This is a genomic window from Mesorhizobium sp. B2-4-15 (assembly GCF_006658505.1).
In the GTDB taxonomy this organism is placed as follows: Bacteria; Pseudomonadota; Alphaproteobacteria; order Rhizobiales; family Rhizobiaceae; genus Mesorhizobium.
On record NZ_VFUZ01000010.1, the window covers coordinates 165713 to 191114 of the forward strand.

Here is a 25402-nt window from a genome sequence, read left to right on the forward strand (position 1 = left end):
GTTAGCGTCCGGTCGAACCGACCCCCTCTGGCCTGCCGGCCATCTCCCCCTCAAGGGGGGAGATTTTCGCCAATCGCCAACGCTGAAATGAGAAAGGCCGGCAGCTGCCGGCCCTCATCATCTTCAATCAAAGATTTAGCCGGCTAATCCTCAGCGCTTCAACACGCCTACCGCTCGGCCTTCAACCTGCGGCAAACCTCGTCCAGTTGCTCAAGGCTGCGATAGGCGACACGAAGCAGGCCGCCGCCTTTGCCCTTGTGATCGACGGTCACGATCATGCCGAGCGTGTCGGTCAGCAGCTTTTCGAGCGCCAGCGTATCCGCGTCTTTCTGTTCCGGCGTGGCCGCGGGCCGAGCTTCTTTCGCGGCGCTGCCGGCCGGCATCTGCGCCAGCGCCTCGGCCTGGCGCACGGAAAGCCCCTCCTCGACGATGCGCTTGGCGAGGCCAGCCGGATCCTCCGCGGTGACCAGCGTGCGGGCATGCCCCGCCGACAGCACGCCGTCGACCAGCATGTCGCGGATCACGTCGGGCAATTTCAGCAGCCGCAGCGTGTTGGCGACATGGCTGCGGCTCTTGCCGATCACCTGGCCGAGATCGGCCTGGGTGTAGCCATGGTCGTCGATCAGCTGTTGGTAACCCATCGCCTCTTCGACCGCGTTGAGGTCGGCACGCTGAACGTTCTCTATGATCGCCAGTTCGAGCGCGGTGCGGTCATTGACATCGCGGATGATGACCGGAATTTCGGTCAGCCCGGCGCGCTGTGCCGCCCGCCAGCGGCGCTCGCCGGCGATGATCTCGTAGCGGCCGGCCTGTGTCGGCGATGGCCGCGCGACGACCGGCTGCACGACGCCATGTTCGCGGATCGACTGGGCGAGATCGGTAAGTTCGGCGTCACCAAAATGCCGGCGTGGATTCTTCGGGTTGGGGCTGAGAAACTCGATCGGCACCTTGCCATCGGCGCTCATGCCGGGCTTTTCCGGCGCCGCCGGGCGATCGATCTCGCCGATCAGCGCTGCCAGTCCCCGCCCCAGTCTTTTTCTCGAAAGGTCTTCGCTCATCTTTATTCCAGGCTTCAGATCGTTGTCGTCAGATCGTTTCGGTATCGAATCGCTGTTGATTATGCGCAGGAACTCATCAAGCGGCGCGCAATTTGCGCTCGCGGCGGATGACCTCGGAGGCCAATTGCAGGTAGGCCTGGCTGCCCGAGCACTTCAGATCGTACAGAATCGCCGGCTTGCCATAGGACGGCGCCTCGGACACCCGCACATTGCGCGGGATGATGGTCTCATAGACCTTGTCGCCCATGTGCTCCCGGACGTCCTGCACCACCTGGTTGGCCAGATTGTTGCGGCCATCATACATGGTCAGCACGATGCCCTGGATGGTGAGATCCGGATTGATCGAACGGCGCACCTGCTCGACCGTTTCCAGCAGCTGGCTGAGGCCTTCAAGCGCGAAGAACTCGCATTGCAGCGGCACCAACACCGAATCGGCGGCCGCCATCGAATTGAGCGTGAGCAGATTGAGCGAGGGCGGGCAGTCGATCAGCACATAGCCGAAATTGGCCGAGCGCCCGGCCGCGGCGCGCAAGGCGTTGCGCAGCCGCAGCACCCGATCCGGCGCCGAGGCGATTTCCATTTCGATGCCGAGCAGATCGAGCGTCGACGGCACGATCGACAGGCCTGGCACGGCGGTCGGAACCGCCGCGGCTTCAAGATCCAGCTCGCCCGTCAGCACGTCATAGGACGAGACCGTGCGGTCCTTGCGGTCGATGCCGAGACCGGTGCTGGCGTTGCCTTGCGGATCGAGATCGACGATCAGCACTTTTTCGCCGATGGCGGCCAGCGCCGTGGCCAGGTTGATGGCGGTGGTCGTCTTGCCGACGCCGCCTTTCTGGTTGGCTACGGTGATGATTCGAGGGCCATTCTTCATCATGGGTTTATGCCAGAAATTCATTTTTGGGTCGCCAAAATAGCCCGACAAGGCGAAAATCAGACAGGTCGCAGGTCAGACAGTTCAAGGATGACGCCATGAGGGTCGGTCACACTGGGATGTTCTACCAGATCGAAGGACCATCGGTTAACGCTTTCTTGCACTTCCGCGCGATAATCCCGGCCTTTGTGGAATAGCCCGCGCGCGCCTGACCTCAGCCAGGGCGCCGACAGGTCCAGCAACAGCGAGAGCGAGGCCAGAGCCCGCGCCGTGACGATTTGCGGCATCGAAACAAGCGCATGGCTGTCTTCGATGCGTCGCGCCACGACCCGTGCCGGCAGGTTGAACTGGCCGATGACGGTCTGCAGGAACGACGCCTTCTTGCGGTTGCTTTCCACCAGATCGATGCTGGCCCCATCGCGCTCGGCGAGCAGGAAGGCCATGACCAGGCCCGGAAATCCGCCGCCCGAACCGATGTCGACCCAGCGCGTGGCATTGGGCTCTATGCGTCCAAGCTGCGCGCTGTCGAGGATGTGGCGTTGCCAGACATCGCCCGAGGTCGACTGCGCCACCAGATTGATGCTGCGGTTCCATTTCTGGAACATCTGCTCGAACGCCACCAGGCGATCGAATGTTTCACGTGAAACGGGGCCGGCCGCGTCCTGCAGGCTCTTCCAGGAGACAGAGCTCACGCAACGTCCCTCTGGGCGCTCTCATGGTGGCGGACATGCGCGACAATGATCGCCAATGCAGCTGGCGTCATGCCCTCCATGCGCTGGGCGTCAGCGATGGAGCGCGGCCGCCGCGCCTGCATCTTCTGCTTCAACTCATTGGACAGACCAGGCACGCCGGCGAAATCGACGCTGTCCGGGATCAGCCGGCTCTCCTCACGTCGGATCTGTGCGACGTCGGTCTTCTGACGGTCGAGGTAGACAGAATATTTCGCCTCCGTTTCAAGGCGCTCCGCCGTCTTGGCATCAATTGCCGCGAAGCGCGGTTCAATCGTCGCCAGCCAGGCGACATCGACGCCGGGATAGGCCAGCAGCTCATAGCCCGATCGGCGGACGCCATCGCGATTGATCTCCAGTCCGTGCCGCGCCGCCTCATTGGGCGTCATCGTCAGCGCGGTAGCCAGTTCCCGCGCTTCGTCGAGCCGCCGCATGACGTTGCCATAACGCTGCATGCGTCGCGCGGAAGTGATCCCCAGCTTCTCCGCCAGCGGCGTCAACCGCTCATCCGCATTGTCCGCGCGCAGCGACAGCCGGAATTCGGCGCGCGAGGTGAACATCCGGTACGGTTCGCTGATGCCGCGGCTGGTCAGGTCGTCGACCATCACGCCGATATAGGCCTCGGTGCGGCTGAGCACGACCTGCTCGCCGCCCGACGCCCGGCGCGCCGCGTTGATGCCGGCCAGCAAGCCCTGCCCGGCTGCCTCCTCATAACCGGTCGTGCCGTTGATCTGCCCGGCGAGGAAGAGCCCGGCGACGCGCTTGGTCTCGAGTGTCTGATCAAGCTCGCGCGGATCGACATGGTCATATTCGATCGCATAGCCGGGCTGCAGCATCACAGCCCGCTCCAGGCCCGGAATGGTCTTCAGAATATCGAGCTGGACATCTTCGGGCAGCGAGGTCGAAATCCCGTTCGGATAGACAGTGTGGTCGTCCAAGCCTTCCGGCTCGAGAAAGATCTGATGTCCATCCCGATCGCCGAACTTGACGATCTTGTCCTCGATCGACGGGCAGTAACGCGGCCCAACGCCTTCGATCGAGCCGGAATACATGGCGGAGCGGCCGAGATTGGCACGGATCAGCTCGTGGGTGGCGGCGGTCGTGCGCGTGATGCCGCAATCGATCTGCGGCGTCTCGATACGATCGGTCATCAGCGAGAACGGCACCGGATCCTCGTCGGCCGCCTGGCTTTCGAGCGACGCCCAGTCGATGGTCCGCCCGTCCAGCCGTGGCGGCGTGCCAGTCTTCAGCCGGCCGAGCTGGAAGCCGGCGCGGGACATCGTCGCCGACAGGCCAAGGCTCGCCTGCTCGTTCATGCGGCCGGCGACGATCTTCTTCTCGCCGATATGAATGAGGCCGCGCAGGAAAGTTCCGGTCGTGAGCACCACCGCGCCGCAAGCAAGCCTGCGGCCATCGGCCAGCAGGACGGCCGCGATCCGCCCGTCCACGATTTCGAAGTCCAGCACCTCGGCCTCGACCACGTCGAGATCGTTCTGCCGCCGAATCGCTTCCTGCATCGCCAGGCGATAGAGCTTCCTGTCGGCTTGCGCGCGCGGGCCGCGCACCGCTGGCCCCTTGCGGCGGTTGAGCAGGCGGAACTGGATGCCCGCGGCATCCGCCACGCGGCCCATCAAGCCGTCCATGGCGTCGATCTCGCGCACCAGATGCCCTTTGCCGAGCCCGCCGATCGCCGGGTTGCATGACATCACGCCGATCGTCTCGAAGCGCAACGTCACCAGCGCGGTCCAGGCGCCGGCGCGCGCGGCGGCACTGGCTGCCTCGCAACCCGCATGGCCGCCGCCCACCACAACCACATCATAGTGATCGGTCATTTCCAAATCCTGGACTCGAAAGAGATTGAGGACACATGTCCCCGCGGGGCGAAGCTGTCAAGAAAACTTCGCGGCAAGTTTCACGTGAAACAGAGCGGCAAGGTCCGGCAACGCCGTTTCACGTGAATCAATGGAACGATTGGGGCAATCCAGCGCTGCCGGTGTTTCACGTGAATCCTTAAGCGGTTTCGCGCCGGGGCGTGTTTCACGTGAGTCATTTCCCAATGCAGAACTGCGCGAAGATCACATCCAGCATGTCTTCGACATCGATGGCTCCGACAATTCGGCCCAGCCGATCCGCGGCCAGCCGCAACTCCTCGGCACGGAGCTCCTGGCCTGTGGCGCCGGCCTCGGTCGCCCGAAGCAGATGGCGGTTCGCCTCGCCAAGCAATTCGACATGGCGCAGACGTGACGGCAGAACATCGCCAAGGTCGCCGGCCGCATCCGCCGCGCGCTGGCCGATCTCTGCAACGAGCGCGTCCACGCCCGTCCCATTCAGGATCGAAATAACGAGATCATAATGTCGGCGCGCTGCCACTGCCGCCTGCTCGTCGAGCAGATCGAGCTTGGTCCCGACCCGCAGCACCGGCACCGAGCCGGGCAGAGAAGCGACATCGCCGGGATTCGCCACGTCCTCCAACAGCAACACGAGATCGGCGCGATCGGCCTTGGCTCTCGCTTTCTCGATGCCGATCGCTTCGACCTTGCCTGCCGCCTCACGCAATCCCGCTGTGTCCGTCAACCGGATGCGTAACCCCTCGAGATCCAGCGCCACCTCAAGCAGATCCCGCGTCGTGCCAGGCTCATCTGTTACAATAGCTGCATCCCTTCGCGCCAAGGCGTTGAACAGACTCGACTTGCCGGCGTTCGGTGCGCCGAGGATCACAACCTCGAAGCCGTCGCGGATGATCTCGGCGGTGCGGAAACCGGCGATGTGGCGGGCAATCTCGCCGATCATCATCCCGACATCGGACCAGACCGTATCCGAAACGGCGCCGGGCACGTCGTCCTCATCGGCAAAGTCGATCTCGGCCTCGATCATGGCGCGCGCATGGACAAGCCTGCGACGCCAGGCGAGATAGAGCTCACTCTGGACACCCTCGGCGTTCCGGAGGGCAAAGCGACGCTGCGCTTCGGTCTCGGCGTTGACAAGATCCGCCAGCGCCTCGGTCTCGACCAGGTCGACCTTGCCATTGAGAAAGGCGCGGCGCGTGAATTCGCCAGCTTCGGCATGCCTGACGTTCGCAAAACCGGTGATCGTCTCCAGCATCCTGGCCACCACCGCGCGTCCGCCATGGACATGAAATTCGGCGACATCCTCACCGGTGAAGCTGGCCGGGCCTGGGAAGAAGATGACCAACCCACTGTCCAGCACGGTTCCATCCGGCGCCCTGAACTTGCGCAAGACCGCCACGCGGTCCTTAACCATGCCGCCGGCGATCGTTTCGACAACGCATCGAGTCTGCGGACCGGAAATGCGAATGACGGCGACGCCGGCCGGAAGCCGCCCGCTCGACAGCGCAACGATCGAATCGGCTGAAATCATTTGCCCACCCTGTCGAACCGCCCTAGCTTCCGCCACACACTGAACCGAGTTTGCCGCCCAACTGTGACCGAGTTGCCCGTTGTGACATTGCCCGCGCAAAACCTGCTTGCCGACGAAGCCAGCCCCTATTTGCAGCAACATAGCGGCAATCCGGTGCATTGGCGGCCCTGGTCGCCGGCTTCGCTGGAAGAGGCGAAGGCCCTGGACAGGCCGATTCTGCTCTCCGTCGGCTATGCCGCCTGCCACTGGTGCCATGTCATGGCCCATGAGAGCTTCGAGAACGACGACGTCGCCGCCGTCATGAACCGTCTGTTCGTCAATATCAAGGTGGACCGCGAGGAGCGCCCCGACATCGATCAGATCTATATGGCCGCGCTCTCCTCCATGGGCGAGCAGGGCGGCTGGCCGCTGACCATGTTCCTGACACCGGACGGCAAGCCGTTCTGGGGCGGCACCTATTTTCCCAGGGAGCCGCGCTTTGGCCGCCCGGGCTTCATCCAGGTGATGGAGGCGGTGGACAAGGCCTGGCGCGAGAAGAGGGCCAGCCTGAACCAGAGCGCCGACGGCCTGACCACCCATGTCGAGGCGCGGCTCTCGGCGGCACATGCCAAGGCGCTTCTCGATCGTGATACATTGTCCGACCTTGCCGGCCGCATCTCCGGCATGATCGACCGTGACCTTGGCGGTCTGCGCGGCGCGCCCAAATTCCCGAATGCGCCGTTCATGCTCACACTGTGGCTGTCCTGGCTGCGCGACGGCAATACCGCGCATCGCGACGACGTGCTCATCAGCCTGGAACAGATGCTGGCCGGCGGCATCTATGATCACATCGGCGGCGGGCTCAGCCGTTACTCGACCGACGCGGAATGGCTGGTGCCGCATTTCGAAAAGATGCTCTACGACAACGCCCAACTCATCCGCTTCTGCAATTGGGCATACGCTGCAAGCGGCAATGATTTGTTCCGCATACGAATCGAAGAGACCGTCGAGTGGCTGCTGCGCGAAATGCGCGTCGACGGCGGTGCCTTTGCCGCCAGCCTGGACGCCGACAGCGATGGCGAGGAAGGCCTTTTCTACACCTGGACCAGAGAGGAGATCGAAGCCGTCCTCGGCGACGATTCTGGCTTGTTTTTCAAGCACTTCACGCTCTCCAGCCCGCACGGTTGGGAAGGCAAGCCGATTGTCCATCAAACCCGCGCCCAGCAAACCCAAAGCGTGGCCGACCGCGAACGGCTGATCCCGCTCAAGACAAAACTTCTCGCCGCTCGCGAAGGTCGGGTCCGGCCAGGCCTCGACGCGAAAGCCCTGACCGACTGGAACGGCCTGATGATCGCGGCGCTCGCTGAGGCCGGCCGATCGCTGGCGCGACCCGACTGGATCGATGCGGCGGCCAAGGCCTTTGCCCATATCAGCGCCGCCAGCCGCGACGGGCGCTTGCCGCATTCCATGCTCGGCACCAGAAAGCTGTTTCCTGCTCTGTCCAGCGACTATGCCGGCATGACCAATGCGGCGATCTCGCTGTTCGAGGCGTCAGGCGATTGGCGCTACATCGATCAGGCCAGCCGGTTCATCGAGCAGCTCGACCGCTGGCACGTCGATGCCGAGGGCACGGGCTACTACCTGACCGCTTCCGACAGTAGGGATGTGCCGATCCGCATCAGGGGCGATGTCGACGAAGCCATTCCGTCAGCCACCAGCCAGATCATCGAAGCGCTGGTCCGGCTGGCTTCCGTTACCGCCGATATCGAGCTGCAGGAGAGAGCGTGGAAGATCGCCGAGCACGCCGCCGGCCGCGCGGCGCACCAGGCCTATGGCCAGGCGGGCATCGTCAATGCCTGTGCACTCGCGATCGAGCCATTGAAGTTGGTTGTCGTGGACAGGCCGGAGGATTCAGCGCTCGTTACGGTCGCGAATCGACGTCCTGACCCGCGTCGCGTCGACATCATTGCGGCGATTGGTTCGGAAGCGAATCGACCCTTGCTGCCTGGCGGCATTTTCCCACCGACCAACAGGGCGGGCGCTTGGCTTTGTACGGGCCAGCTTTGCCTTCCCGCTGTAAGCGACCCGCAGGAGCTCGAGCATCTCCTGCACCGCCAATAGGGCAACTCGGGAAAAGTGTGAGGCGATTTTCCGTCAGGCGGTGTCCGCTTCCGCCGGCACAGCCGAAGGCAATGTCCTGACCGATTTCGCATCCGGCCATGGCTTGAACAGCAGATCCCTGGCCGCGATCACCGCGCCGACCGTGATGAGCACGCAGGCAAGCGCCACGGACCAGTGGAACACGCCAAACCCGGCCAACAACAGCACGATCACCGAAAACAGTGGCGCGGCATAGGACAAGGCACCCAGGATCATGATGTCCCCGTGCTTGCAGCCATAGTCCCAGGTATAGAAGCCGGCGCCGAGCGGGATTGTGCCAAGAACGAGGATCGCGGCCCACTGCATCGTCGTTTCGGGCCAGACCGTGATTTCCAGTATCAGGTGCAGCACCAGCGCGACCACGGCGGTGATGAAGCAGTAACCGGCCACGACATCGGTCGGCACCTGGCCGAAGCGCCGCGACAGGACGGAATAGCCGGCCCAGATAAAAGCGCAGAACAAGGCAATGACATGACCCTTCATCACGCCATTCGCGAGACCGATAGTGCCGCACTTGGTGATCACCACGATCGCCCCGGCAAGGCCAAGGACGACGCCGACAAGGTGGTGAGCCTTGAGCCTTTCGCCCGGCAGGAAGGCGGCGAAGACAACGATCAGCAAAGGCCAGAGATAGGCGATCAGGCTGACCTCGACAGGCCGTGCGGACTGAATCGCGAAGAAATAGGCGCAGTGATAGATGCACAATCCCGCCACCCCTGTCGCCCAGACCTTCCATGGCTGCCGCAGCGAACGGACCGCGCCTGGACGGAAGGTCCAGCTGCCCACTCCGACAAGCGCACCGAGAAAGAACGTCATCGCCGCCAGCTGAAAGGGCGGTATCGGCCCCGCGGCCGTGGAAAGCAGCGCCAGAAACGACCAGGTCAGGATGGCTGAAAAGCCGACAAGCGTCGGGATGGTCTTCTTCACGTCACTTCCAACCGCGCATGTGATCAAAACAGCAAACCGGCTCGGGCAGGATCATGCTTCAACAAGATGCGGACCATCGCACAAGGCTGGTACCGTCCGCCGCCGCATACGGCCACGCGGTATCCGGAATGCGACCCATCTGGAGGCAACAAAAAGCCCCATCCCGGTTGACCGGAATGGGGCCTGATGCGCGGTCCGGGAAATTCCCGATAGCCCGTTACGTGTTCATCGAATCGAAGAAGTCGGCATTGGTCTTGGTCTGCTTCAGCTTGTCGATCAGGAACTCGATCGCATCGGTGGTGCCCATCGGCGCCAGGATACGGCGCAGCACGAAGATCTTCTGCAGGTCCGAACGCGCGACCAAAAGGTCTTCCTTGCGGGTACCGGACTTGAGGATGTCTATCGCAGGATAGATGCGCTTGTCGGCCACCTTGCGATCCAGCTGGATTTCGCAGTTGCCGGTGCCCTTGAACTCCTCGAAGATGACTTCGTCCATACGGCTGCCGGTGTCGATCAGCGCCGTGGCGATGATGGTCAGCGAACCGCCTTCCTCGATGTTGCGCGCCGCGCCGAAGAAGCGCTTCGGCCGCTGCAGCGCGTTGGCGTCGACGCCGCCGGTCAGCACCTTGCCGGAGGATGGCACAACGGTGTTGTAGGCGCGGCCGAGGCGGGTGATGGAATCGAGCAGGATGACGACGTCGCGGCCATGTTCGACCAGGCGCTTGGCCTTCTCGATGACCATTTCGGCGACCTGCACGTGGCGCACCGCCGGCTCGTCGAAGGTCGAGGAGATGACTTCGCCTTTGACCGAGCGCTGCATGTCGGTCACCTCTTCCGGGCGCTCATCGATCAGAAGCACGATCAGATAACACTCCGGATGGTTGGCGGTGATGGAGTGCGCGATGTTCTGCAAGAGCACCGTCTTGCCGGTGCGCGGCTGCGCGTTGATCAAGGCGCGCTGCCCTTTGCCGATCGGCGCCACCAGATCGATCACCCGAGACGATATGTCCTTGGTGGCCGGGATCTCGACCTCCATCTTCAGCCGCGAGGTCGGATAGAGCGGCGTCAGATTGTCGAAATGGATCTTGTGGCGGATCTTTTCCGGATCGTCGAAATTGATCGTGTTGACCTTGAGCAGCGCGAAATAGCGCTCGCCCTCTTTCGGACTGCGGATCGGCCCTTCGACCGTATCGCCGGTCTTCAGCGAAAAGCGGCGGATCTGCGACGGCGAGATGTAGATATCGTCGGGACCTGGAAGGTAGTTGGCATTGGCGGAGCGCAGGAAACCGAACCCATCCTGCAGCACCTCGACCACACCTTCGCCGATGATCTCGACGTCCTGCGCGGCCAGCTTCTTCAGGATCGCGAACATCAGCTCCTGCTTGCGCATGACGCTGGCGTTCTCGACCTCGAGCGATTCGGCATAGGCGATCAGCTCTGGCGGCTTCTTGTTCTTGAACTCGGTAAGTTTCATTTCTTGCATAGGCGGACTCTGGGTGAGCTTTGGGAAAATATCGGCGGGATGCGACAAATGCCGGGCGCGGCCGAAAACAATGAGGGGCGGCGCATGACGGGAAGGAAGACCCGTCTTTTATCGTCGGTCTGGTGAAAGAGCAAGCCGCGTTTTACGGACCTGACAGGCCTCAGAAAGGCTTGACGACAACCAGGATCACAATTGCCACCATCAGCAATGTGGGGATCTCGTTGACGATCCGCCAGTGCCGCGCCGGCTTTTCATTGCGATCCTCGGCGAATTTGCGCACCGCGCCGGCGAGATAGCCGTGAACCGCGGACAACAGGAGCACCGCGGCGATCTTGGCGTGCAGCCAGCCACCCTGGAAACCGAAACCTTTCCAGGCGAGCCAGAGGCCGAACATCCAGGTGACGATCATTGCCGGATTGATGATGCCGCGCAGCAGGCGCCGCTCCATCACCTTGAAGGTCTCCGATTGCAGCGAACCCTTCTCGGCATCGGCATGATAGACCAGCAAGCGCGGCAGATAGAGCATGCCGGCCATCCACGAAATGACGGCAAGGATATGGATCGCCTTTGCCCAGGGATAGAAACTTTCAGGCGCGACGAAAAACAACAATGCGGTGAGCACAACAAGCGCCGCGATGCCGACGACCATGCGCATCATTGCCTGACCGGTGCTGTTCGTGTTTCCAGTGCTGTCCGACCGAGCCATCAGCGTGTCGCGCTCCTCACCTGTTTCACCATCGCCTCGACATGCGCGACCGGCGTCTCCGGCGTGATGCCATGGCCGAGATTGAAGATCAGCAGGCCTTCGCCCAAAGCCTTCAGGATCGCCTCGACGCCATCGGCGAGCGCCTGGCCGCCGGCCACCAGCCGCAACGGATCGAGATTGCCCTGGACGGCACCCAAGCGCTGCAAGTCCTTCGCCGTCTCCAGCGGCACCGTCCAGTCGATCCCCAGGCCGGTTACGCCGGTCTTCTCCCGATAGGTCTGGTAGCGCGCACCGGCGCCCTTGGGAAAGCCGATGATCGGAACATCGGGATGGGCAGCCCTGACCTGCCGGACGATCTCGGCCACCGGCTGAACGCAGAACCGTTCAAAAGAGGCATCGTCGAGCACGCCGGACCAGGAATCGAATATCTGCACCACGTCGGCGCCGGCCTCGATCTGACGGATCAGGTAGGCCGCCGAATGATCGGCGAGCACCTTCAGCAGTTGTTGAAAGGCGACCGGTTCACGATAGGCGAACAGCCGCGCCGGCGCCTGGTCCGACGTACCGTGGCCGGCAATCATATAGGTCGCCACCGTCCATGGCGCGCCGCAGAAGCCGATCAGGGTCGTCTCGTCGGGCAGTTTCGCCCGCAGCCGACGAACCGTTTCGTAGACCGGTTCGAGATTCACGTGAAACATGCTGCTCTCCAGAGCCGCGATCTCGGCGGCCGAGATCGGCGTCAGCAGCGGACCCCGCCCCTCTTCGAAGCGAACGTCGCGGCCAAGCGCGTGCGGAACGACAAGGATGTCGGAGAACAGGATCGAGGCGTCGAAGCCGAAGCGCTCGATCGGCTGCAGCGTCACTTCGACGGCAAGGTCGGGATCGTAACAGAGGTCAAGGAACGAGCCGGCACGTCGGCGCGTTTCACGATACTCCGGCAGATAGCGCCCGGCCTGGCGCATCATCCAGAGCGGAGGAGGAAAATGAGCCTTGCCCTTCAGGACATCCAGCATGATCCGGTTCTGGGGCATCGAGCGCTCGCTTCTCCAAGCCTCTTTCTAATCAAATATTCTTATATCTAAGATTCTTCTGATTCTAAGAGTCTGTTGGTTGTGGTGGTTGTCACCTGTCCCGCTTCATCAAGCAAAAAGCCAGCAAGCATATTGTCGCGCGCTTCTTTCTCCCGAATGCAGGGTTCTGGGGACGATCAGGAATCCATCATCGGAGTCAAAGCGTTACGCCGCCGCCGGAAAAGCCGGCCCTGTGGACGGACGAAAGGCAAACGACATCCTCCCCGGATTTGTCCCCAGCCGCCCGACGAAGCCGACAGCACATCGAATTGTGGACAAACTGGCATCTGATACAGTCGCCTCCGACGAGCCCGGCTCGTTGTCCGACCTTATCCACATCCGCCCACAGACCCAGGTGATCCCTGTGAACAAACCCCAGAGCTTCTTTCACCTGCACCTGATTTCCGACGCGACCGGCGAAACGCTGCTCGCAGCCGGCCGCGCGGCTTCCGCGCAATACAAGGATGCGCGCGCCATCGAGCACATCTACCCGCTCATCCGCACCGAAAAGCAGGTGGCCAAGGTGTTCGAGGACATCGAGGAGGAGCCGGGCATCATTCTCTATACCGTCGTCGACCAGAAGCTGGCGCGCGGCATCGATGAGCGCTGCGCCACCATGGGCCTGCCCTGTGTCTCGGTGCTGGAGCCGGTGCTTACCGTTTTCCAGTCCTATCTCGGCACGCCGGCCGGCCGGCGCGTCGGCGCCCAGCACGTCCTCGACGCCGAATATTTCCGCCGCATCGATGCGCTCAATTTCACCATGGAACATGATGACGGCCAGCTGCCGGCCAATATGGACGATGCCGACATCGTGCTGATCGGTATTTCGCGCACCTCCAAGACACCGACCAGCATCTACCTCGCCAACCGCGGCATCAAGACCGCCAACATCCCGATCGTGCTCGGCGTGCCGGTGCCCGAGAGCCTGGTCAACGCCAAGGCCCCGCTGGTGGTCGGGCTGATCGCCACCGCCGAGCGCATCTCGCATGTCCGCCAGAACCGCATCCTCGGCAACAGCAGTTCCTATGTGCCGACAGACTATGTCGACCGCGCCGCCATCAATGAGGAGCTCGCCTATGCCCGCCAGATCTGCACCAGGCACGGCTGGCCGATGATCGACGTCAGCCGCCGTTCGATCGAGGAAACGGCGGCGGCGATCGTTGCCCTGCGGGGGAAGAACAGATAATGGGGGCCAAGCAGCCGGGGGAGCTTCGCCCCGCCGTTCAACGTCGCGAAGATCGAAGGTCACGGCATGGATCCTAGGGTCTGCACTGCGTCGCTTTGCTCCTTGCTCCGCCCTAGGATGACGAAGGGACGATTGTCTCGGCCAATCTCGAAGGTTTGCGATTTGCCATTATTGGTATCCGGTGAGCAACGAGATGACTGCCAATCCAACATGGTGATTGGCCGCGAATCACTATGCCTTCGTCATCCTAGGGCGCAGCAGGAGCGAAGCGACGTTGCGGAGACCCTAGGATCCATGCCGTTTCAGTTGCCGTGGAGTGCACCGGTTCTCTGCTCGGGCCAGAATCTCAACGACGGGTAATCAGGCGCGCAAAAATGACCGAAAAAATCATCCTTGCCTCAGGCAGCCCGTTCCGCAAGGCGATGCTTCTCAATGCCGGCATCGACGTCGAAGCGGTTCCCGCCGATGTCGACGAGCGGGCGCTGGAGGCGCCCTTGCAGGACAGCGGCGTTTCGCCGGAAGATGTCGCTCTCATCCTCGCCGAGGCCAAGGCCACCGAGGTCAGCGAGCGCAAACCCGGTGCGCTGGTGCTCGGCTGCGACCAGACATTGTCGCTCGGCGATGAGGTGTTCCACAAGCCGGCCGACATGGAAGGCGCGCGCCGCCATCTCCTGGCGCTGTCGGGCAAGACCCACCAGCTCAACAGCGCCGCCGTGCTGGTGCGTGACGGCAAGGTGCTGTGGCGGCATGTCGGCATCGCCTCGATGACCATGCGCAAGCTCGCCCCTGCCTTCATCGGCCGCCATCTCGCCCGTGTCGGCGCCAAGGCGCTGGCCAGCGTCGGCGCCTACCAGGTCGAGGGTGAAGGCATCCAGCTTTTCGAGAAGATCGAGGGCGACCATTTCACCATTGTCGGCGTGCCGCTTTTGCCACTGCTGGCGGAACTGCGCACGCTGGGAGCCATTGATGGCTGAGGCTATCAAGAAGGCCTTCGTCACTGGCCATCCGGTCAAACATTCGCGCTCGCCGAAGATCCATGGTTACTGGCTGGCCGCATATGGCATCGACGGCAGTTACGAGGCCATCGACGTCGCGCCGCAGGACTTCGCCGAATTCATCGCGACCTTGCAGCCTGCCGGCTATCGCGGTGGCAATGTCACCATCCCGCACAAGGAGGCAGCCTTCGCGCTGGTCGAACGCCGCGATCAGGCGGCTGAAGAGATCGGTGCGGTCAACACGCTTTGGTTCGAGGACGGCGTCCTGTGGGGCGGCAACACCGACGGCCATGGCTTTGCCGCCAATCTTGACGATTACGCGCCGGACTGGGTGAATGCGGGGCCCGCGGTCGTGCTTGGCGCCGGCGGCGCGGCCCGCGCCGTGGTCCAGGCGCTGAAGCGGCGCGGCGTCCGCGACATCCGCATCGTCAACCGCACGCTTGCCCGGGCTATAGAGTTGCGCGATCGTTTCGGCAACGGCATTTCGGCGCATGACATGGCGGCGACCAACGAACTGCTTGCCGACGCCGGCCTGCTGGTCAATACCACGGCACTCGGCATGCATGGCAATGAAGGCCTCTCCGCCGATCCGGCTCTGTTGCCGGCCCACGCCATCGTCACCGACATCGTCTATGTGCCGCTTGAAACGCCGCTGCTGGCTGCCGCCCGCGCCAGGGGGCTGAAGACGGTCGACGGCCTCGGCATGCTGCTCAACCAGGCCGTGCCCGGTTTCGAACGCTGGTTCGGTTTCATGCCGCAAGTCACCACGGAGCTGCGCGCGCTCATCGTGGCCGACCTGGTGCCGAAAGCATGATCGTACTCGGTCTCACCGGCTCGATCGGCATGGGCAAGTCGACAACGGCCAGGATGTTCGCCGAGGCTGGCGTGCCCGTCCACGATTCCGACGAGACCGTGCATCGCCTCTACGCCGGCAAGGCGGCGCCTTTGGTCGAAGCCGCCTTTCCCGGAACCACATCTGTCGGAGGCGTAGACCGCGCAAAACTGGGTGCCCGTGTGCTCGGCGACGCCACCGCGCTGAAGCGGCTGGAGGCCATCATCCATCCGCTGGTTCGTGCCGACGCCGACGCCTTCCTGGCCAAGCATCGTAACGCCAGCGAATCGATCGCCGTGCTCGACATTCCGCTGCTGTTCGAAACCGGTGGCCGCAACCGCGTCGACAAGGTCGTCGTCGTCACCGCGCCCGCCGAAATCCAGCGCCAGCGCGTGCTGGCGCGGCCGGGCATGACCGAGGAAAAACTGGCGTCGATCCTGGCCAAGCAGGTGCCGGACGCGGAGAAACGCGAAATGGCCGATTTCATTATCGACACCGGCCAAGGGCTGGATGCCGCCCGCGCCGCCGTCGCCGCCATCATCGCAGAACTCTCCGGGGATAAGTCCGGCAACACCCCCTCCTGACGGCATGCTGTCGGCATTGCCCATTGCCATTTTGTTCCGGTCTCGCGATTCTGCCCCTTGGAGCGACTGATTCGATGCGTGAGATCATCTTCGACACCGAAACCACCGGCCTTGATTCGCGCGATGACCGCGTGATCGAGCTTGGCGGCGTCGAGCTGGTCAATCGCTTCCCGACCGGCAAGACCTTCCACCACTACATCAATCCGCAGGGCCGCGCGATCCACGCCGAGGCGCAGGCGGTGCACGGCATCAGCGCGGCGGACCTTGCAGGCAAGCCGACCTTCGCCGAAATCGCCGAGGAGTGGCTGAAGTTCACGGAAGGCGCCAAGCTGATCGCTCACAACGCCACCTTCGATATCGGCTTCCTCAATGTCGAGTTCGCCCGGCTTGGTCACCCGCCGGTCGACAATGGGCTTGTCGTCGACACGCTGGCTCTGGCGCGCCGCAAGCACCCGATGGGACCCAATTCGCTCGACGCGCTCTGCCGGCGCTACGGCATCGACAACACGAAGCGCACCAAGCACGGCGCCCTGCTCGATTCCGAACTGCTGGCCGAAGTCTATATCGAGCTGATCGGCGGTAAGCAGGCCGCCCTCATCCTCGACAGCATGGCCGGGCCTTCCCAGGGCGGCGACAATGTCCGCCAGATCGAGATCGTCGTCGCCGAACGACCGGCACCGCTGCTGCCGCGCCTGACCGAAGCCGAGCGCGCCGCCCATGCCGCCATGGTCGCCACGCTCGGCGAAAAGGCGCTGTGGCTGAAAGCCGCTTCATCCGAAGCAAGTGCCGCGGCGGCGTCGTAAAGCAATTCCAGGAAAAGTGTGAGACGGTTCGCCGTCCGGAATTTCGTCAAGAAACAAGGACGAACCTCAATACGGCCATTCGCCCCGGCCCAGCGCCGCAATTGCATCGATGATGCGGACGAAAGCCTCCGCCGCGGCTGGCACCGTGGTGCGGGCGCGCAGGAAACTGTGCACCAGGCGCTTCTCCTCATGCCACCACGCCTTGCCGCCGGCGGCCAGGATACGGTCGCGATAGGTCTCGCCGTCCGAGGACAGCGGATCGCATTCGGCCGTGATGACCACGGTGGGCGGTAGACCGGAGAAATCGGTGTCGCGCAAGGGCGAGAAGGTCGGATCGTCGGGCGATTGCCGCCTGACGGAGCGGACATCACGGTAGAAGGCGACGTCGCCGACCGACAGCAGCGGTGCCTCCGCATGCTCGACATAGGAGCCGGCGCTTTCGTCGCCGCCGAGGCCGGGATAGATCAGCACCTGGCCGATCGCTGCGCGGGCATGCCGGCGCGTCGCCTGCGCAACAGCCGCCGCCAGATTGCCGCCGGCACTCTCGCCGCACAGCACGATCGGCAGGCTGCTCGTCTTGGCCGCCCATTCGAAGGCGGCCAGCGCATCGTTGAAGGCTGCGGGGTGGACATGCTCCGGCGCCAACCGGTAGTCGACCGACAGCACGTCGAAGCCGGTGCCGGCGCAGATCTCGGCGCAGATGTCGTCATGGCTGTCGAGCCCGCCAAGGATGAAGCCACCGCCATGATAATAGACGACCAGGGCTTGCGCGGCCTCGCCGGCGCGCTGGTAGCGTCGCACTGGAATGCCACGATCGGCGGCGGCGATCGGGCCGTCACGGGTCTTGACCCCTAATGGGCGCCCCTGACGGAAGGCCCGGCACATCCGGTTATAGACCGCGCGCTGCTTGTCGACAGGCAGGCCGACGATCTCTTGCGGGTACCAGGCGTTGACGCTGTCAATATAGGCCCACAGGGCCGGGTCTAGCCGGGTCTCGTACTTGCCGCGGCTGGTCACGTCAGTCTGCACGGCCGGGCGCATCAGAGCTCGGCATAAAGCTCGGCCGCGTTGTCAAAACTGAAGCGCAACGGCACCGAGCCTTCGACCTGCCAGGCGGTGACCGTCTCGCCGGCCAGCAGCCGGCCGGCGCCGTCGGTGTCGGTAACCGCGCCGCCATAGAGCCGGTTGGCAAGGTTGAGGATACCGGTCTGGTGCATGGCCGCGCTGCCGCTGCCGCAGGCATCCTTGACCAGCAGCACGCGAAAGCCCTTGGCCACGGCGTCCTTGACGGTGGCGTCGATGCAGGCCTCGGTCCAGACGCCGGCAACAACCAGCCATTCGATGCCCGAAGCCTTGAGCTGATCGGCCGCCGGCCCGGACCGGAAGGCGCTGGCCTCGGCCTTGATCAGCAACGCCTCGCCATTGGCCGGCGCCACCTCGTGACAGATCTCGGTCAGCGGATCGCTCTTGTCGGAGAAGGCCGATTTGCCGTCGGCATCGAGCGGATGAAACGGCCGATCCTGTTTGTCGAGATCGACGATATAGGCCCAGTGATGGAGCGGCACATGGTTCTCGCGCGCCGCCGCCTGCAGTCGCCGGACGTTGGCGAGGATTTCTTCAAAGCCGTCGACCAGGTAGCGCGGATCCTGCCGGTGCTCTTCCTGCAGGTCGATGAAGACGGCGGCCACAGTGCCGCGCTTGATGGTGATGGGGCTTTTCATGCGGAGGGTTTTCCGGCTAACGCTGTTTCTCTCGGCATGTTGGCCGGCATGTTGGCGCAGACCTCTGATGTTGGCCGAAGAGCGTCCGCGACTTCGTCATTCCAGGGCGCAGCAGCCGCGAAGCGGCGTCGCGGAGACCCTGGAATCCATGCCGTGATGTTTGTCGAAGGGTGCAGCGGAGCAGAATTCTGCTCCGTGGTGACACGTTGGGGTCGCGGCATGGATCCTAGGGTCTGCGCCGCGTCGCTTCGCTCCTTGCTCCGCCCTAGGATGACGAAGCGAGAGGCGTTGCGGCTGATCTCGAAGGTTGGCGGTACCGCGTGTAGGCCTGCGGCGGAGACGACCATCAAACCTGTTTCTCCAGGAACTCATCCTCATAGGGGAAGCGCGACAGAAGTTCGGTGCCGGTGTCGGTGATCAGGATTTCGTCCTCCAGCTTGACGCCCTCGCGGCCGCCCTTCTCGCCAATATAGCTTTCCACGCTCACCACCATGCCTGGCACGATATGACCGTCGCGGCCATAGGTCTCGTAGTCCATGGCATGGGCGATGAACGGCGTCTCGCCATGCATGCCGACCCCGTGCATGACCGAGGTGTAGCGCTGGTCGACGAAGCGGTCCGGGATCTTCCAGGCCTTCTCGGCGATCTCGCGGAAGGCCATGCCTGGCTTGACGATCGAGATGTTGTGCTGAACCTGGTCGTGCGCCATGCGGTAGAGCGACTTCTGGTAGGGGCTCGGCTTGCCCGGCCCGCAGCGGAACGTGCGGGAAAAATCCGAGTAATAGCCGTAGCAGCCGATCGTGTCGGTATCGAGCGCCAGCAATTCGCCCGGCCGGATCTTGCGGCCACTGGCCTCGTTGAACCAGGGATTGGTGCGCTGGCCCGAGGTCAGGAGCCGCGTCTCGATGAACTCGCCGCCCTGGCGAATCACCTCGCCATACATGATGGCGAACAGGTCATTTTCGGAAACGCCGGGCTTGATCGCCTCGCGCACCGCCGCCACCGCGGCCTCCGCGCCGGCCATGGACACTTGCAGGCATTTCACCTCCTCCGGCGTCTTCACGGCGCGCACCGCCAGGATCTCGCCCTGGCAATCACGGACCTCGCAGCCACGCTTTTCCAGCGCCAGCGCCTGCAGATGGCTGCAGCGGTCGAGCCCGAGCTTCATCGAGCCGCCGCCATGCTTTTTCAGCAACTCGGCGATCTCGTCGGCGAACGGACCGGCGGTCTCGTCGTCGCGGCCCGAAACCGACGACCAGACGAGCTTGGAAGGACGCGCCTCGTCGATCGTGTCGAGCACCATGGAGACATGGTAGCTCTGCGGATATTCGAACAGCACGATCGGCCCTTCGGTCGGAATGAAGAAATAACGGGTCGAGTTGCGCAGGAAATAGCCGAACATGTTGCGCGAGCCGGTGGCATAGCGCTGGTTGTAGGGGTCGAACAGCACGACGCCGCCATAGCCGGCCTCGCGCATCCAGCCGCGCAGCTTGGCCAGTCGGCCCTTGCGCAGTGCGTCGGCATCGATGAAGGAGGGCTCGGTGTCGGACAGCCACATGCCGCCGGCCGGATCGGCCGCCGCCGGATGGCGCATACGGTCCTTGAAGTCCACGTCCTCGGTGCTGTCCGGTTCGAAAACGACGATGCTCATGTGCCTGGCCTTGGGTGGGTTGCTGGATTCGACCATGGCGCAGGAGGGCCGGATGCATTGTGCGGAAAACCGCGTGGGTTGTGCGGGATGCCGCTCTGGAACGCGTGGCGCTGCCCCTCACCCAGCCTCCGCTTCACTCGGCTGACCTCTCCCCGAGGGGGAGAGGAGACCACCAGCGCCGGCGCCAACCTCTTCTCCCCACCGGGGAGAAGGTGGCCGCGTAGCGGCCGGATGAGGGGCCCTCGTAGAGTGCGGCCCCTAGTGCCTTCTCGCCAGCTTCGGCGGATGTCCATGCTCCTCGCGAAATGCCCGCGCAAAGCTCGACATCGAAGCAAAGCCGCAGGCCAGCGCCACGTCGCGCACGGCGAGCGTCGAATGCGCCAGAAGATCGGCGGCGCGCTTCAGCCGCAGCCGCCGGTAGTAACCGTTGGGCGAGATGGCGAGTTCGGAGCGGAAGGAGCGTTCGAGCTTGTCGGAGGAAACGCCGAGTTTTTGGGTCAGTTCGGCCATGCCGAGCCGCTCCTCCACGGCGTCTTCCATGATCGCGATGGCCGACAGCACCAGCTCGTTGCGGACGCCGGTACGCAGGCGCAGCGGCATCAGCTTGCGGTCGACGCTGGAGCGCAGCTGGCTGTGCACGAACCATTCGGCGACGCCGGCGGCAAGCTCGGCGCCGTAGTCCCGGGTGATGATCTCCAGCATCATGTCGAGGCTGCCGACGCCGCCGGCCGAGGTGAAACGCTTGCGGTCGATGACATAGAGATCGCGCCTGAGCTCGATGTTGGAAAAAGCCTCGGTGAAGGCGGCCTGGCTGGTCCAGTGCAAGGTGCAGGCATGGCCGTCGAGCAGGCCGGCGCGGGCGAGAAAGAACGCCGCATCGGCAACCGCGCCGATATGGGCGCCGCCGCGCAGGCTGCGGCGGATCCAGCTTGCCGCGTCCTCGGCCACGAGATGATCGGCGTCGCCCCCCGAGCAGACGACGATACGGTCGACCTTCGGCGCATCCTCGGCATAAAAGCCCGGCTGGATGACGACGCCGTTCGAGGCCTCGACCGAACCCTTCGTGCCGCCGACGATGATCCAGCGGTAGCATTCCCTCTTCGCCAGGATGTTGGCGGCGCGCAGCGGCTCGATGACGGAGCTGAACGCCATCATCGGGAAGCCGGGAAACACCAGCACCGCGAAGGTGATGGTCTCGGTGGATTTTGAAGGGTCGCGCGTGGCCATGGCGTCCGGAGCCGGAGGTCGGGGCGCTACAATTCCGACAGAAGGGGCCTTGGGTCAATCGGACTGGCGTTTGATCATCAGGCGTTAGCGCTGCCCCTCATTGCCCTGCCGGGCATTTCTCCCCGTATAAGGATGGGGAGAAAGGGCTGGCCGCAACGCCGGCGATTTGGCGAAACCATCGGCGACAGCGCCCCTCTCCCCGTCCCTATACGGGGAGAGGATGCCGGCAGGCAGGTGAGAGGCGGCGCCGACACTTCCCATATGATCTCGATTGCGAGCGAGCCGATCGCCGATGACGGCTCAACCCCCCAGCGCCTGTTCCAGATCGGCGATCAGATCGTCCCCGTCCTCGATCCCCGCCGACAGCCGCACCAGCGAATCCGATATGCCGATCTCGTCGCGTTTCTCGGCCGGGATCGAGCCATGCGTCATCAGCGCCGGGTGTTCGATCAGGCTCTCCACGCCGCCGAGGCTTTCGGCGAGCGTGAACAGCTGTGTGCGTTCGAGGAAGCGTTTTGTGCCGGCGAGGTCGCGGTCGAGCACGGCGGTGATCATGCCGCCGAAAGCATGCATCTGCTGGACGGCGATGGCGTGCTGCGGATGACTGCCGAGGCCGGGATAGACGACGCGCCGCACATCTTTTCGCGCTTCCAGCCATTGTGCGATCTTCAGGCCGTTCAACGAGTGGCGCTCCATCCTGAGTGCCAGCGTTTTCAAGCCACGCAGCGCCAAAAAGCTGTCGAACGGGCCCGATATGGCGCCGATGGCGTTCTGCAGGAATTTCAGCCGGTCGGCGAGATCCTTGTTGTCGCCGACGACAGCCACGCCGCCGACCATGTCGGAATGACCGTTGAGATATTTGGTCGTCGAATGGACCACGATGTCGATGCCGAGCTCGAGCGGCCGCTGGATGTAGGGGCTGCAAAAGGTGTTGTCGGCGACCGACAGGATGCCCTTGCGCGTGGCGAGCGCCGCGACGCCCTCGAGGTCGACGATGCGCAGCAGCGGGTTGGTCGGCGTCTCCACCCAGAGCATTTTGGTTTCGGGGCGGATCGCGGCCTCCACCGCAGCAAGGTCGGTGAAATCGACGAAGCTGACCTGCAGATTGGCCGAGCGCTTGCGCACCCGCTCCATCAGCCGGAACGAGCCGCCATAGATGTCGTCGGTGGCGACGATATGGGCGCCGGAATCGAGCAGCTCCAGCACGGTCGAGATCGCCGCCAGGCCGGAGGCGAAGGCGAAGGCGGCCGAGCCGCTTTCGAGGTCGGCCATCGCGCGCTCGAAGGCAAAGCGCGTCGGGTTCTGGCTGCGGGCGTACTCGAACCCCTTGTGCACGCCGGGCGACTGCTGGCCATAGGTGGAAGTGGCGTAGATCGGCACCATCACCGCACCGGTCAGCGGATCGTGGCTCTGGCCGCCATGGATGGTGCGGGTGGAGAAGGCCAGGCGGTTTTTGCCCAATGGTGGTCTTGTCGATGTCATTTCGCGCGGCGCCTCAGATGGTTGATCAGGTCGATGCGGGTTATCAGGCCGACGAACTCGTCGCCGTCGAAGATGATGGCGACCTCGTTGCGGTCGAACACCGGCAGCAGCGCATCCAGCGTCTGGCTCGCCTGCAGCGTGTGCAGATTGGAGGTCATGGCCGTGCGCACCGGGCCGTTGAAGCGCTCCCAGCGCCCGTCATAGGGGCCGTCGACATGAGCCAGTATATCGCTCTCGTCGACGATGCCGATCAGCTTGCCCTCATCGAGCACCGGCAGCTGCGACACATCGGAACGGCGCATGCGGCCATAGGCGTTGAGCAGACTCTCGTCGGGGCCGACATAGACGATGTCGCCGGTGCGGGGCGAGCGCATGACGAGGTCGCGCAGGTCGCCATGCTGCTCATGGTCGGCGAGACCTTGCTCGGCCAGCCAGATGTCGTCGAACACCTTCGACAGATATTTGTTGCCGCTGTCGCAGACGAATGTGACCACCCGCTTGGGCGATGTCTGCTCGCGGCAATAGCGCAGGGCGGCGGACAGGAGCGTGCCGGACGACGAGCCGGCCAGAATGCCTTCCCGGGACAGGAGATCGCGCACCGCCAGCATGCTCTGCTTGTCGCTGACGGAATAGGCCTTCTTCACCAGCGACAGGTCGGCATTGGGCGGCACGAAATCCTCGCCGATGCCTTCGACGGTCCAACTGCCGGCCTCTTCCATCTTGCCGGTCTTGATCAGCGGCGCCAGCACGGAACCGACGGGATCGGCGAGCACCATTTCGGTCTTCGGCGAGACCTCGGCGAAGTAGCGGCCGAGCCCCGTCAGCGTGCCGCCGGAGCCGACGCCGACCACCACCGCGTCGACATTGCCCTCGAGCTGCGAAAAAATTTCCGGGCCGGTCGTTGTCTCATGTGCCAGCGGGTTGGCCGGATTGGCGAACTGGTTGGCGTAGAAGGCGCCCGGCAGCTCTCCCGCGATCTTCTCGGCCATGTCCTGATAATATTCGGGATGGCCCTTGCCGACATCGGAACGCGTCATGCGCACTTCCGCGCCGAGCGCGCGCAGATGCTGGATCTTTTCGCGCGACATCTTGTCGGGCACCACCAGGATGATGCGGTAGCCCTTGGGAATGCCGACCTGGGCGAGGCCAAGGCCGGTATTGCCGGCGGTCGCCTCGACGATCGTGCCGCCTGGCTTCAGCCTGCCCTCTTTCTCGGCCGCCGCGATCATCGACAGCGCGATGCGGTCCTTGATCGAGCCGCCGGGGTTCTGGCTTTCGAGCTTGATGAACAGCCGGCACTTGCCGGTATCGAATCTGGTCAGCTCGACCACCGGCGTCTGGCCGATCAGGTCGAGAACCGATCTGTAGGGCGGCAGCAGGCGGGACGGTCCGCTTTCCGGGGAAACCCTGCCAGGCGCGGCGATCTTGTGCTCGCTCATATCGATGCTCCATGATCAAGCGGCCGCCCCAGGGGCGGAGCGGCAGCGTAGCCTCTTTTCCAGCCGTTTGTCGCGGGAAAGAAGATAGATCATGCCAATCACCCGGCCAGACGGGGAATGATGTTCCAGCTGGAAGATGTTGCAGAACGCGCGCTGTCGCGTTGCCGTGCTGTCCCTCCAGCTGCCAAAGGAAATCAGCTCACCCAAGCAAGCGCTTGCTCAGCCGCGCGGGCGGTTCGCCCACACCAGCCCGGCCAGGCCGACCAGCATGGCGGCGAGGCCGATATAGAGCCATCGCGACTGGCCGGTCATGAAACTGCCGCCGACCACGCCGATGCCTTGCAGCGACCACAGCGCGCCGATGGCGAGCACAATCAAGGCCAGCAGATTTTTGGTCAGTCTCATTGACGAATCTCGCTTTCCCAGTCGATCCATTGCGGCGCCGTGGCGCGGATGAATGAGCCAAAGGAAGTGGGCAAATCTTGCCGGTTTCTACTTGGAGACTAATCGCGGATCTTGTCAAACGGATCTCAGATGTCAGTTGGAAGATCATCGGAAAGGATACCGGGCCGCCGGGAATTCCCTGACAGACTGTTACCTGGTGACTCCAAACGTGTGCTCCCGCCATGGAACCGCCAGATCGCTGCCGTATTTCCCGCCTTATTCGGCACCTAACGGCTGAGGCCTGTCAAAACGGAGCCATCCCCCAAATATGAAGACCAACAAACAAACCGCGCTTGTCGCGGTAACGCTCGCTGCTGGCCTGATGGTCGGCGCCTCCGCCACTTCGGCAACCGCGTCGGCCGGCCAGTGTGGCCGCGCTTCCTGGTACGCGCTGCATTCGCGGACCGCATCGGGCGAACGCATGAATCCCTCTGCCCTGACCGCCGCCCACCGCACTTTGCCTTTCGGCACCAAGCTGCGGGTCACCAACAAGAACAACGGCCGTAGCGTCGTGGTCCGCGTCAACGATCGTGGTCCGTTCATCAGGGGCCGCGTGCTCGATCTATCGAAGGGCGCCGCCAGCCAGCTCGGCTTCATCGGCTCCGGCCAGACCGCGATCTGCATGGCGCGCGTTTGATGCTTCCGGTGTCCGGCATGAGGGGCCGGACACATTTC

General features: G+C 63.8%; 23 protein-coding genes. 7 read left to right on the plus strand and 16 right to left on the minus strand.

Translation table 11 applies throughout. From position 1 onward, the window contains the following. Positions 1–167 precede the first annotated feature (167 nt). The 5 genes from FJ930_RS14590 to mnmE form a co-directional block, all read right to left on the minus strand. On the minus strand, positions 168–1058 hold the full coding sequence (locus tag FJ930_RS14590) for a ParB/RepB/Spo0J family partition protein (protein WP_141838534.1): 891 nt from the start codon (positions 1056–1058) through the stop codon (positions 168–170). Positions 1059–1134: 76 nt separating this feature from the next. Beyond that, positions 1135–1935 (minus strand): ParA family protein, encoded by an 801-nt coding sequence (locus FJ930_RS14595; RefSeq protein WP_141838536.1) that lies wholly within the window; start codon positions 1933–1935, stop codon positions 1135–1137. Positions 1936–1991: 56 nt separating this feature from the next. Continuing rightward, positions 1992–2624: a 16S rRNA (guanine(527)-N(7))-methyltransferase RsmG gene (gene rsmG, locus FJ930_RS14600; protein WP_141838538.1), complete on the minus strand. Its 633-nt coding sequence runs from the start codon at positions 2622–2624 to the stop codon at positions 1992–1994. Further along, on the minus strand, positions 2621–4492 hold the full coding sequence (gene mnmG / locus FJ930_RS14605; RefSeq protein ID WP_141838540.1) for a tRNA uridine-5-carboxymethylaminomethyl(34) synthesis enzyme MnmG: 1872 nt from the start codon (positions 4490–4492) through the stop codon (positions 2621–2623). The genes rsmG and mnmG overlap by 4 nt, the downstream gene beginning before the upstream one ends. Positions 4493–4706: 214 nt before the next feature. Then, positions 4707–6038, minus strand: a complete 1332-nt coding sequence (gene mnmE, locus FJ930_RS14610) for a tRNA uridine-5-carboxymethylaminomethyl(34) synthesis GTPase MnmE (RefSeq protein ID WP_141838542.1) — start codon at positions 6036–6038, stop codon at positions 4707–4709. Between the two features lie 81 nt (positions 6039–6119). Between mnmE and FJ930_RS14615 the strand changes: the two genes are divergently transcribed. Next, positions 6120–8138, plus strand: coding sequence for a thioredoxin domain-containing protein (locus FJ930_RS14615; protein WP_141838544.1), 2019 nt, complete (start codon positions 6120–6122; stop codon positions 8136–8138). A 33-nt stretch (positions 8139–8171) separates the two neighbouring features. Here the strand turns inward: FJ930_RS14615 and FJ930_RS14620 are convergent, their stop codons facing one another. The 4 genes from FJ930_RS14620 to hemE form a co-directional block, all read right to left on the minus strand. Beyond that, on the minus strand, positions 8172–9104 hold the full coding sequence (locus tag FJ930_RS14620; RefSeq protein WP_141838546.1) for an EamA family transporter: 933 nt from the start codon (positions 9102–9104) through the stop codon (positions 8172–8174). A 217-nt stretch (positions 9105–9321) separates the two neighbouring features. Then, positions 9322–10587, minus strand: coding sequence for a transcription termination factor Rho (gene rho / locus FJ930_RS14625; RefSeq protein WP_140697565.1), 1266 nt, complete (start codon positions 10585–10587; stop codon positions 9322–9324). A 160-nt stretch (positions 10588–10747) separates the two neighbouring features. Further along, positions 10748–11293 carry a protoporphyrinogen oxidase HemJ gene (gene hemJ, locus FJ930_RS14630; RefSeq protein ID WP_141838548.1) on the minus strand — a complete coding sequence of 182 codons (546 nt, stop codon included), beginning with the start codon at positions 11291–11293 and terminating at the stop codon, positions 10748–10750. Further along, complete coding sequence (gene hemE / locus FJ930_RS14635) at positions 11293–12324, minus strand: uroporphyrinogen decarboxylase (protein ID WP_141838550.1); 1032 nt, start codon at positions 12322–12324, stop codon at positions 11293–11295. Before hemE ends, hemJ begins: the two co-directional genes overlap by 1 nt. A gap of 403 nt (positions 12325–12727) precedes the next feature. Between hemE and FJ930_RS14640 the strand changes: the two genes are divergently transcribed. The 5 genes from FJ930_RS14640 to dnaQ all read left to right on the plus strand — a co-directional run bounded on the left by FJ930_RS14640 (position 12728) and on the right by dnaQ (position 16763). After that, positions 12728–13549: a pyruvate, water dikinase regulatory protein gene (locus FJ930_RS14640; protein WP_141838553.1), complete on the plus strand. Its 822-nt coding sequence runs from the start codon at positions 12728–12730 to the stop codon at positions 13547–13549. Between the two features lie 374 nt (positions 13550–13923). Next, positions 13924–14523, plus strand: a complete 600-nt coding sequence (locus FJ930_RS14645; protein ID WP_140740559.1) for a Maf-like protein — start codon at positions 13924–13926, stop codon at positions 14521–14523. After that, complete coding sequence (locus tag FJ930_RS14650; RefSeq protein WP_140740561.1) at positions 14516–15358, plus strand: shikimate dehydrogenase; 843 nt, start codon at positions 14516–14518, stop codon at positions 15356–15358. Before FJ930_RS14645 ends, FJ930_RS14650 begins: the two co-directional genes overlap by 8 nt. Beyond that, positions 15355–15960: a dephospho-CoA kinase gene (gene coaE, locus FJ930_RS14655; RefSeq protein ID WP_141838555.1), complete on the plus strand. Its 606-nt coding sequence runs from the start codon at positions 15355–15357 to the stop codon at positions 15958–15960. Before FJ930_RS14650 ends, coaE begins: the two co-directional genes overlap by 4 nt. A 74-nt stretch (positions 15961–16034) precedes the next feature. Next, on the plus strand, positions 16035–16763 hold the full coding sequence (gene dnaQ, locus FJ930_RS14660) for a DNA polymerase III subunit epsilon (RefSeq protein WP_141838557.1): 729 nt from the start codon (positions 16035–16037) through the stop codon (positions 16761–16763). A gap of 66 nt (positions 16764–16829) precedes the next feature. Here dnaQ and FJ930_RS14665 read toward each other — a convergent pair whose 3' ends face one another. From FJ930_RS14665 to FJ930_RS30105, 7 genes are all read right to left on the minus strand, one after another. Continuing rightward, a complete protein-coding gene (locus FJ930_RS14665) occupies positions 16830–17804 on the minus strand; it encodes an alpha/beta hydrolase (protein WP_141838559.1) in 975 nt (324 codons plus the stop codon). Then, a complete protein-coding gene (locus FJ930_RS14670; RefSeq protein ID WP_141838561.1) occupies positions 17804–18484 on the minus strand; it encodes an isochorismatase family protein in 681 nt (226 codons plus the stop codon). The genes FJ930_RS14665 and FJ930_RS14670 overlap by 1 nt, the downstream gene beginning before the upstream one ends. Before the next feature lie 346 nt (positions 18485–18830). Beyond that, a complete protein-coding gene (locus FJ930_RS14680) occupies positions 18831–20135 on the minus strand; it encodes a Xaa-Pro peptidase family protein (protein ID WP_140612838.1) in 1305 nt (434 codons plus the stop codon). A gap of 258 nt (positions 20136–20393) precedes the next feature. Then, on the minus strand, positions 20394–21362 hold the full coding sequence (locus FJ930_RS14685; protein WP_141838563.1) for a GlxA family transcriptional regulator: 969 nt from the start codon (positions 21360–21362) through the stop codon (positions 20394–20396). A gap of 300 nt (positions 21363–21662) precedes the next feature. Further along, the gene (locus tag FJ930_RS14695) at positions 21663–22844 is read right to left on the minus strand and encodes a PLP-dependent aspartate aminotransferase family protein (RefSeq protein WP_141838565.1); all 1182 of its coding nucleotides are present in this window, start codon (positions 22842–22844) and stop codon (positions 21663–21665) included. Beyond that, on the minus strand, positions 22841–24283 hold the full coding sequence (locus FJ930_RS14700) for a pyridoxal-phosphate dependent enzyme (RefSeq protein ID WP_141838567.1): 1443 nt from the start codon (positions 24281–24283) through the stop codon (positions 22841–22843). Before FJ930_RS14700 ends, FJ930_RS14695 begins: the two co-directional genes overlap by 4 nt. 219 nt (positions 24284–24502) lie before the next feature. Then, positions 24503–24688, minus strand: a complete 186-nt coding sequence (locus FJ930_RS30105) for a hypothetical protein (RefSeq protein ID WP_181763379.1) — start codon at positions 24686–24688, stop codon at positions 24503–24505. 307 nt (positions 24689–24995) lie between these two features. On the opposite strand from FJ930_RS30105, the gene FJ930_RS14710 reads away from it, so the two are divergent. Then, complete coding sequence (locus FJ930_RS14710) at positions 24996–25364, plus strand: septal ring lytic transglycosylase RlpA family protein (protein WP_140740590.1); 369 nt, start codon at positions 24996–24998, stop codon at positions 25362–25364. Positions 25365–25402 lie beyond the last annotated feature (38 nt).

Excerpts from the sequence above, each read along its gene's own strand:
- hemJ (WP_141838548.1), bottom strand. The coding sequence starts at position 11,293 with ATGGCTCGGTCGGACAGCACTGGAAACACGAACAGCACCGGTCAGGCA.
- FJ930_RS14710 (WP_140740590.1), top strand. The coding sequence starts at position 24,996 with ATGAAGACCAACAAACAAACCGCGCTTGTCGCGGTAACGCTCGCTGCT.
- FJ930_RS30105 (WP_181763379.1), bottom strand. The coding sequence starts at position 24,688 with ATGAGACTGACCAAAAATCTGCTGGCCTTGATTGTGCTCGCCATCGGC.
- coaE (WP_141838555.1), top strand. The coding sequence starts at position 15,355 with ATGATCGTACTCGGTCTCACCGGCTCGATCGGCATGGGCAAGTCGACA.
- dnaQ (WP_141838557.1), top strand. The coding sequence starts at position 16,035 with ATGCGTGAGATCATCTTCGACACCGAAACCACCGGCCTTGATTCGCGC.
- FJ930_RS14595 (WP_141838536.1), bottom strand. The coding sequence starts at position 1,935 with ATGATGAAGAATGGCCCTCGAATCATCACCGTAGCCAACCAGAAAGGC.
- FJ930_RS14590 (WP_141838534.1), bottom strand. The coding sequence starts at position 1,058 with ATGAGCGAAGACCTTTCGAGAAAAAGACTGGGGCGGGGACTGGCAGCG.
- FJ930_RS14695 (WP_141838565.1), bottom strand. The coding sequence starts at position 22,844 with ATGACATCGACAAGACCACCATTGGGCAAAAACCGCCTGGCCTTCTCC.
- hemE (WP_141838550.1), bottom strand. The coding sequence starts at position 12,324 with ATGCCCCAGAACCGGATCATGCTGGATGTCCTGAAGGGCAAGGCTCAT.
- FJ930_RS14650 (WP_140740561.1), top strand. The coding sequence starts at position 14,516 with ATGGCTGAGGCTATCAAGAAGGCCTTCGTCACTGGCCATCCGGTCAAA.
- FJ930_RS14645 (WP_140740559.1), top strand. The coding sequence starts at position 13,924 with ATGACCGAAAAAATCATCCTTGCCTCAGGCAGCCCGTTCCGCAAGGCG.
- FJ930_RS14685 (WP_141838563.1), bottom strand. The coding sequence starts at position 21,362 with ATGGCCACGCGCGACCCTTCAAAATCCACCGAGACCATCACCTTCGCG.
- FJ930_RS14700 (WP_141838567.1), bottom strand. The coding sequence starts at position 24,283 with ATGAGCGAGCACAAGATCGCCGCGCCTGGCAGGGTTTCCCCGGAAAGC.
- FJ930_RS14680 (WP_140612838.1), bottom strand. The coding sequence starts at position 20,135 with ATGAGCATCGTCGTTTTCGAACCGGACAGCACCGAGGACGTGGACTTC.
- rho (WP_140697565.1), bottom strand. The coding sequence starts at position 10,587 with ATGCAAGAAATGAAACTTACCGAGTTCAAGAACAAGAAGCCGCCAGAG.
- mnmE (WP_141838542.1), bottom strand. The coding sequence starts at position 6,038 with ATGATTTCAGCCGATTCGATCGTTGCGCTGTCGAGCGGGCGGCTTCCG.
- FJ930_RS14670 (WP_141838561.1), bottom strand. The coding sequence starts at position 18,484 with ATGAAAAGCCCCATCACCATCAAGCGCGGCACTGTGGCCGCCGTCTTC.
- mnmG (WP_141838540.1), bottom strand. The coding sequence starts at position 4,492 with ATGACCGATCACTATGATGTGGTTGTGGTGGGCGGCGGCCATGCGGGT.
- FJ930_RS14665 (WP_141838559.1), bottom strand. The coding sequence starts at position 17,804 with ATGCGCCCGGCCGTGCAGACTGACGTGACCAGCCGCGGCAAGTACGAG.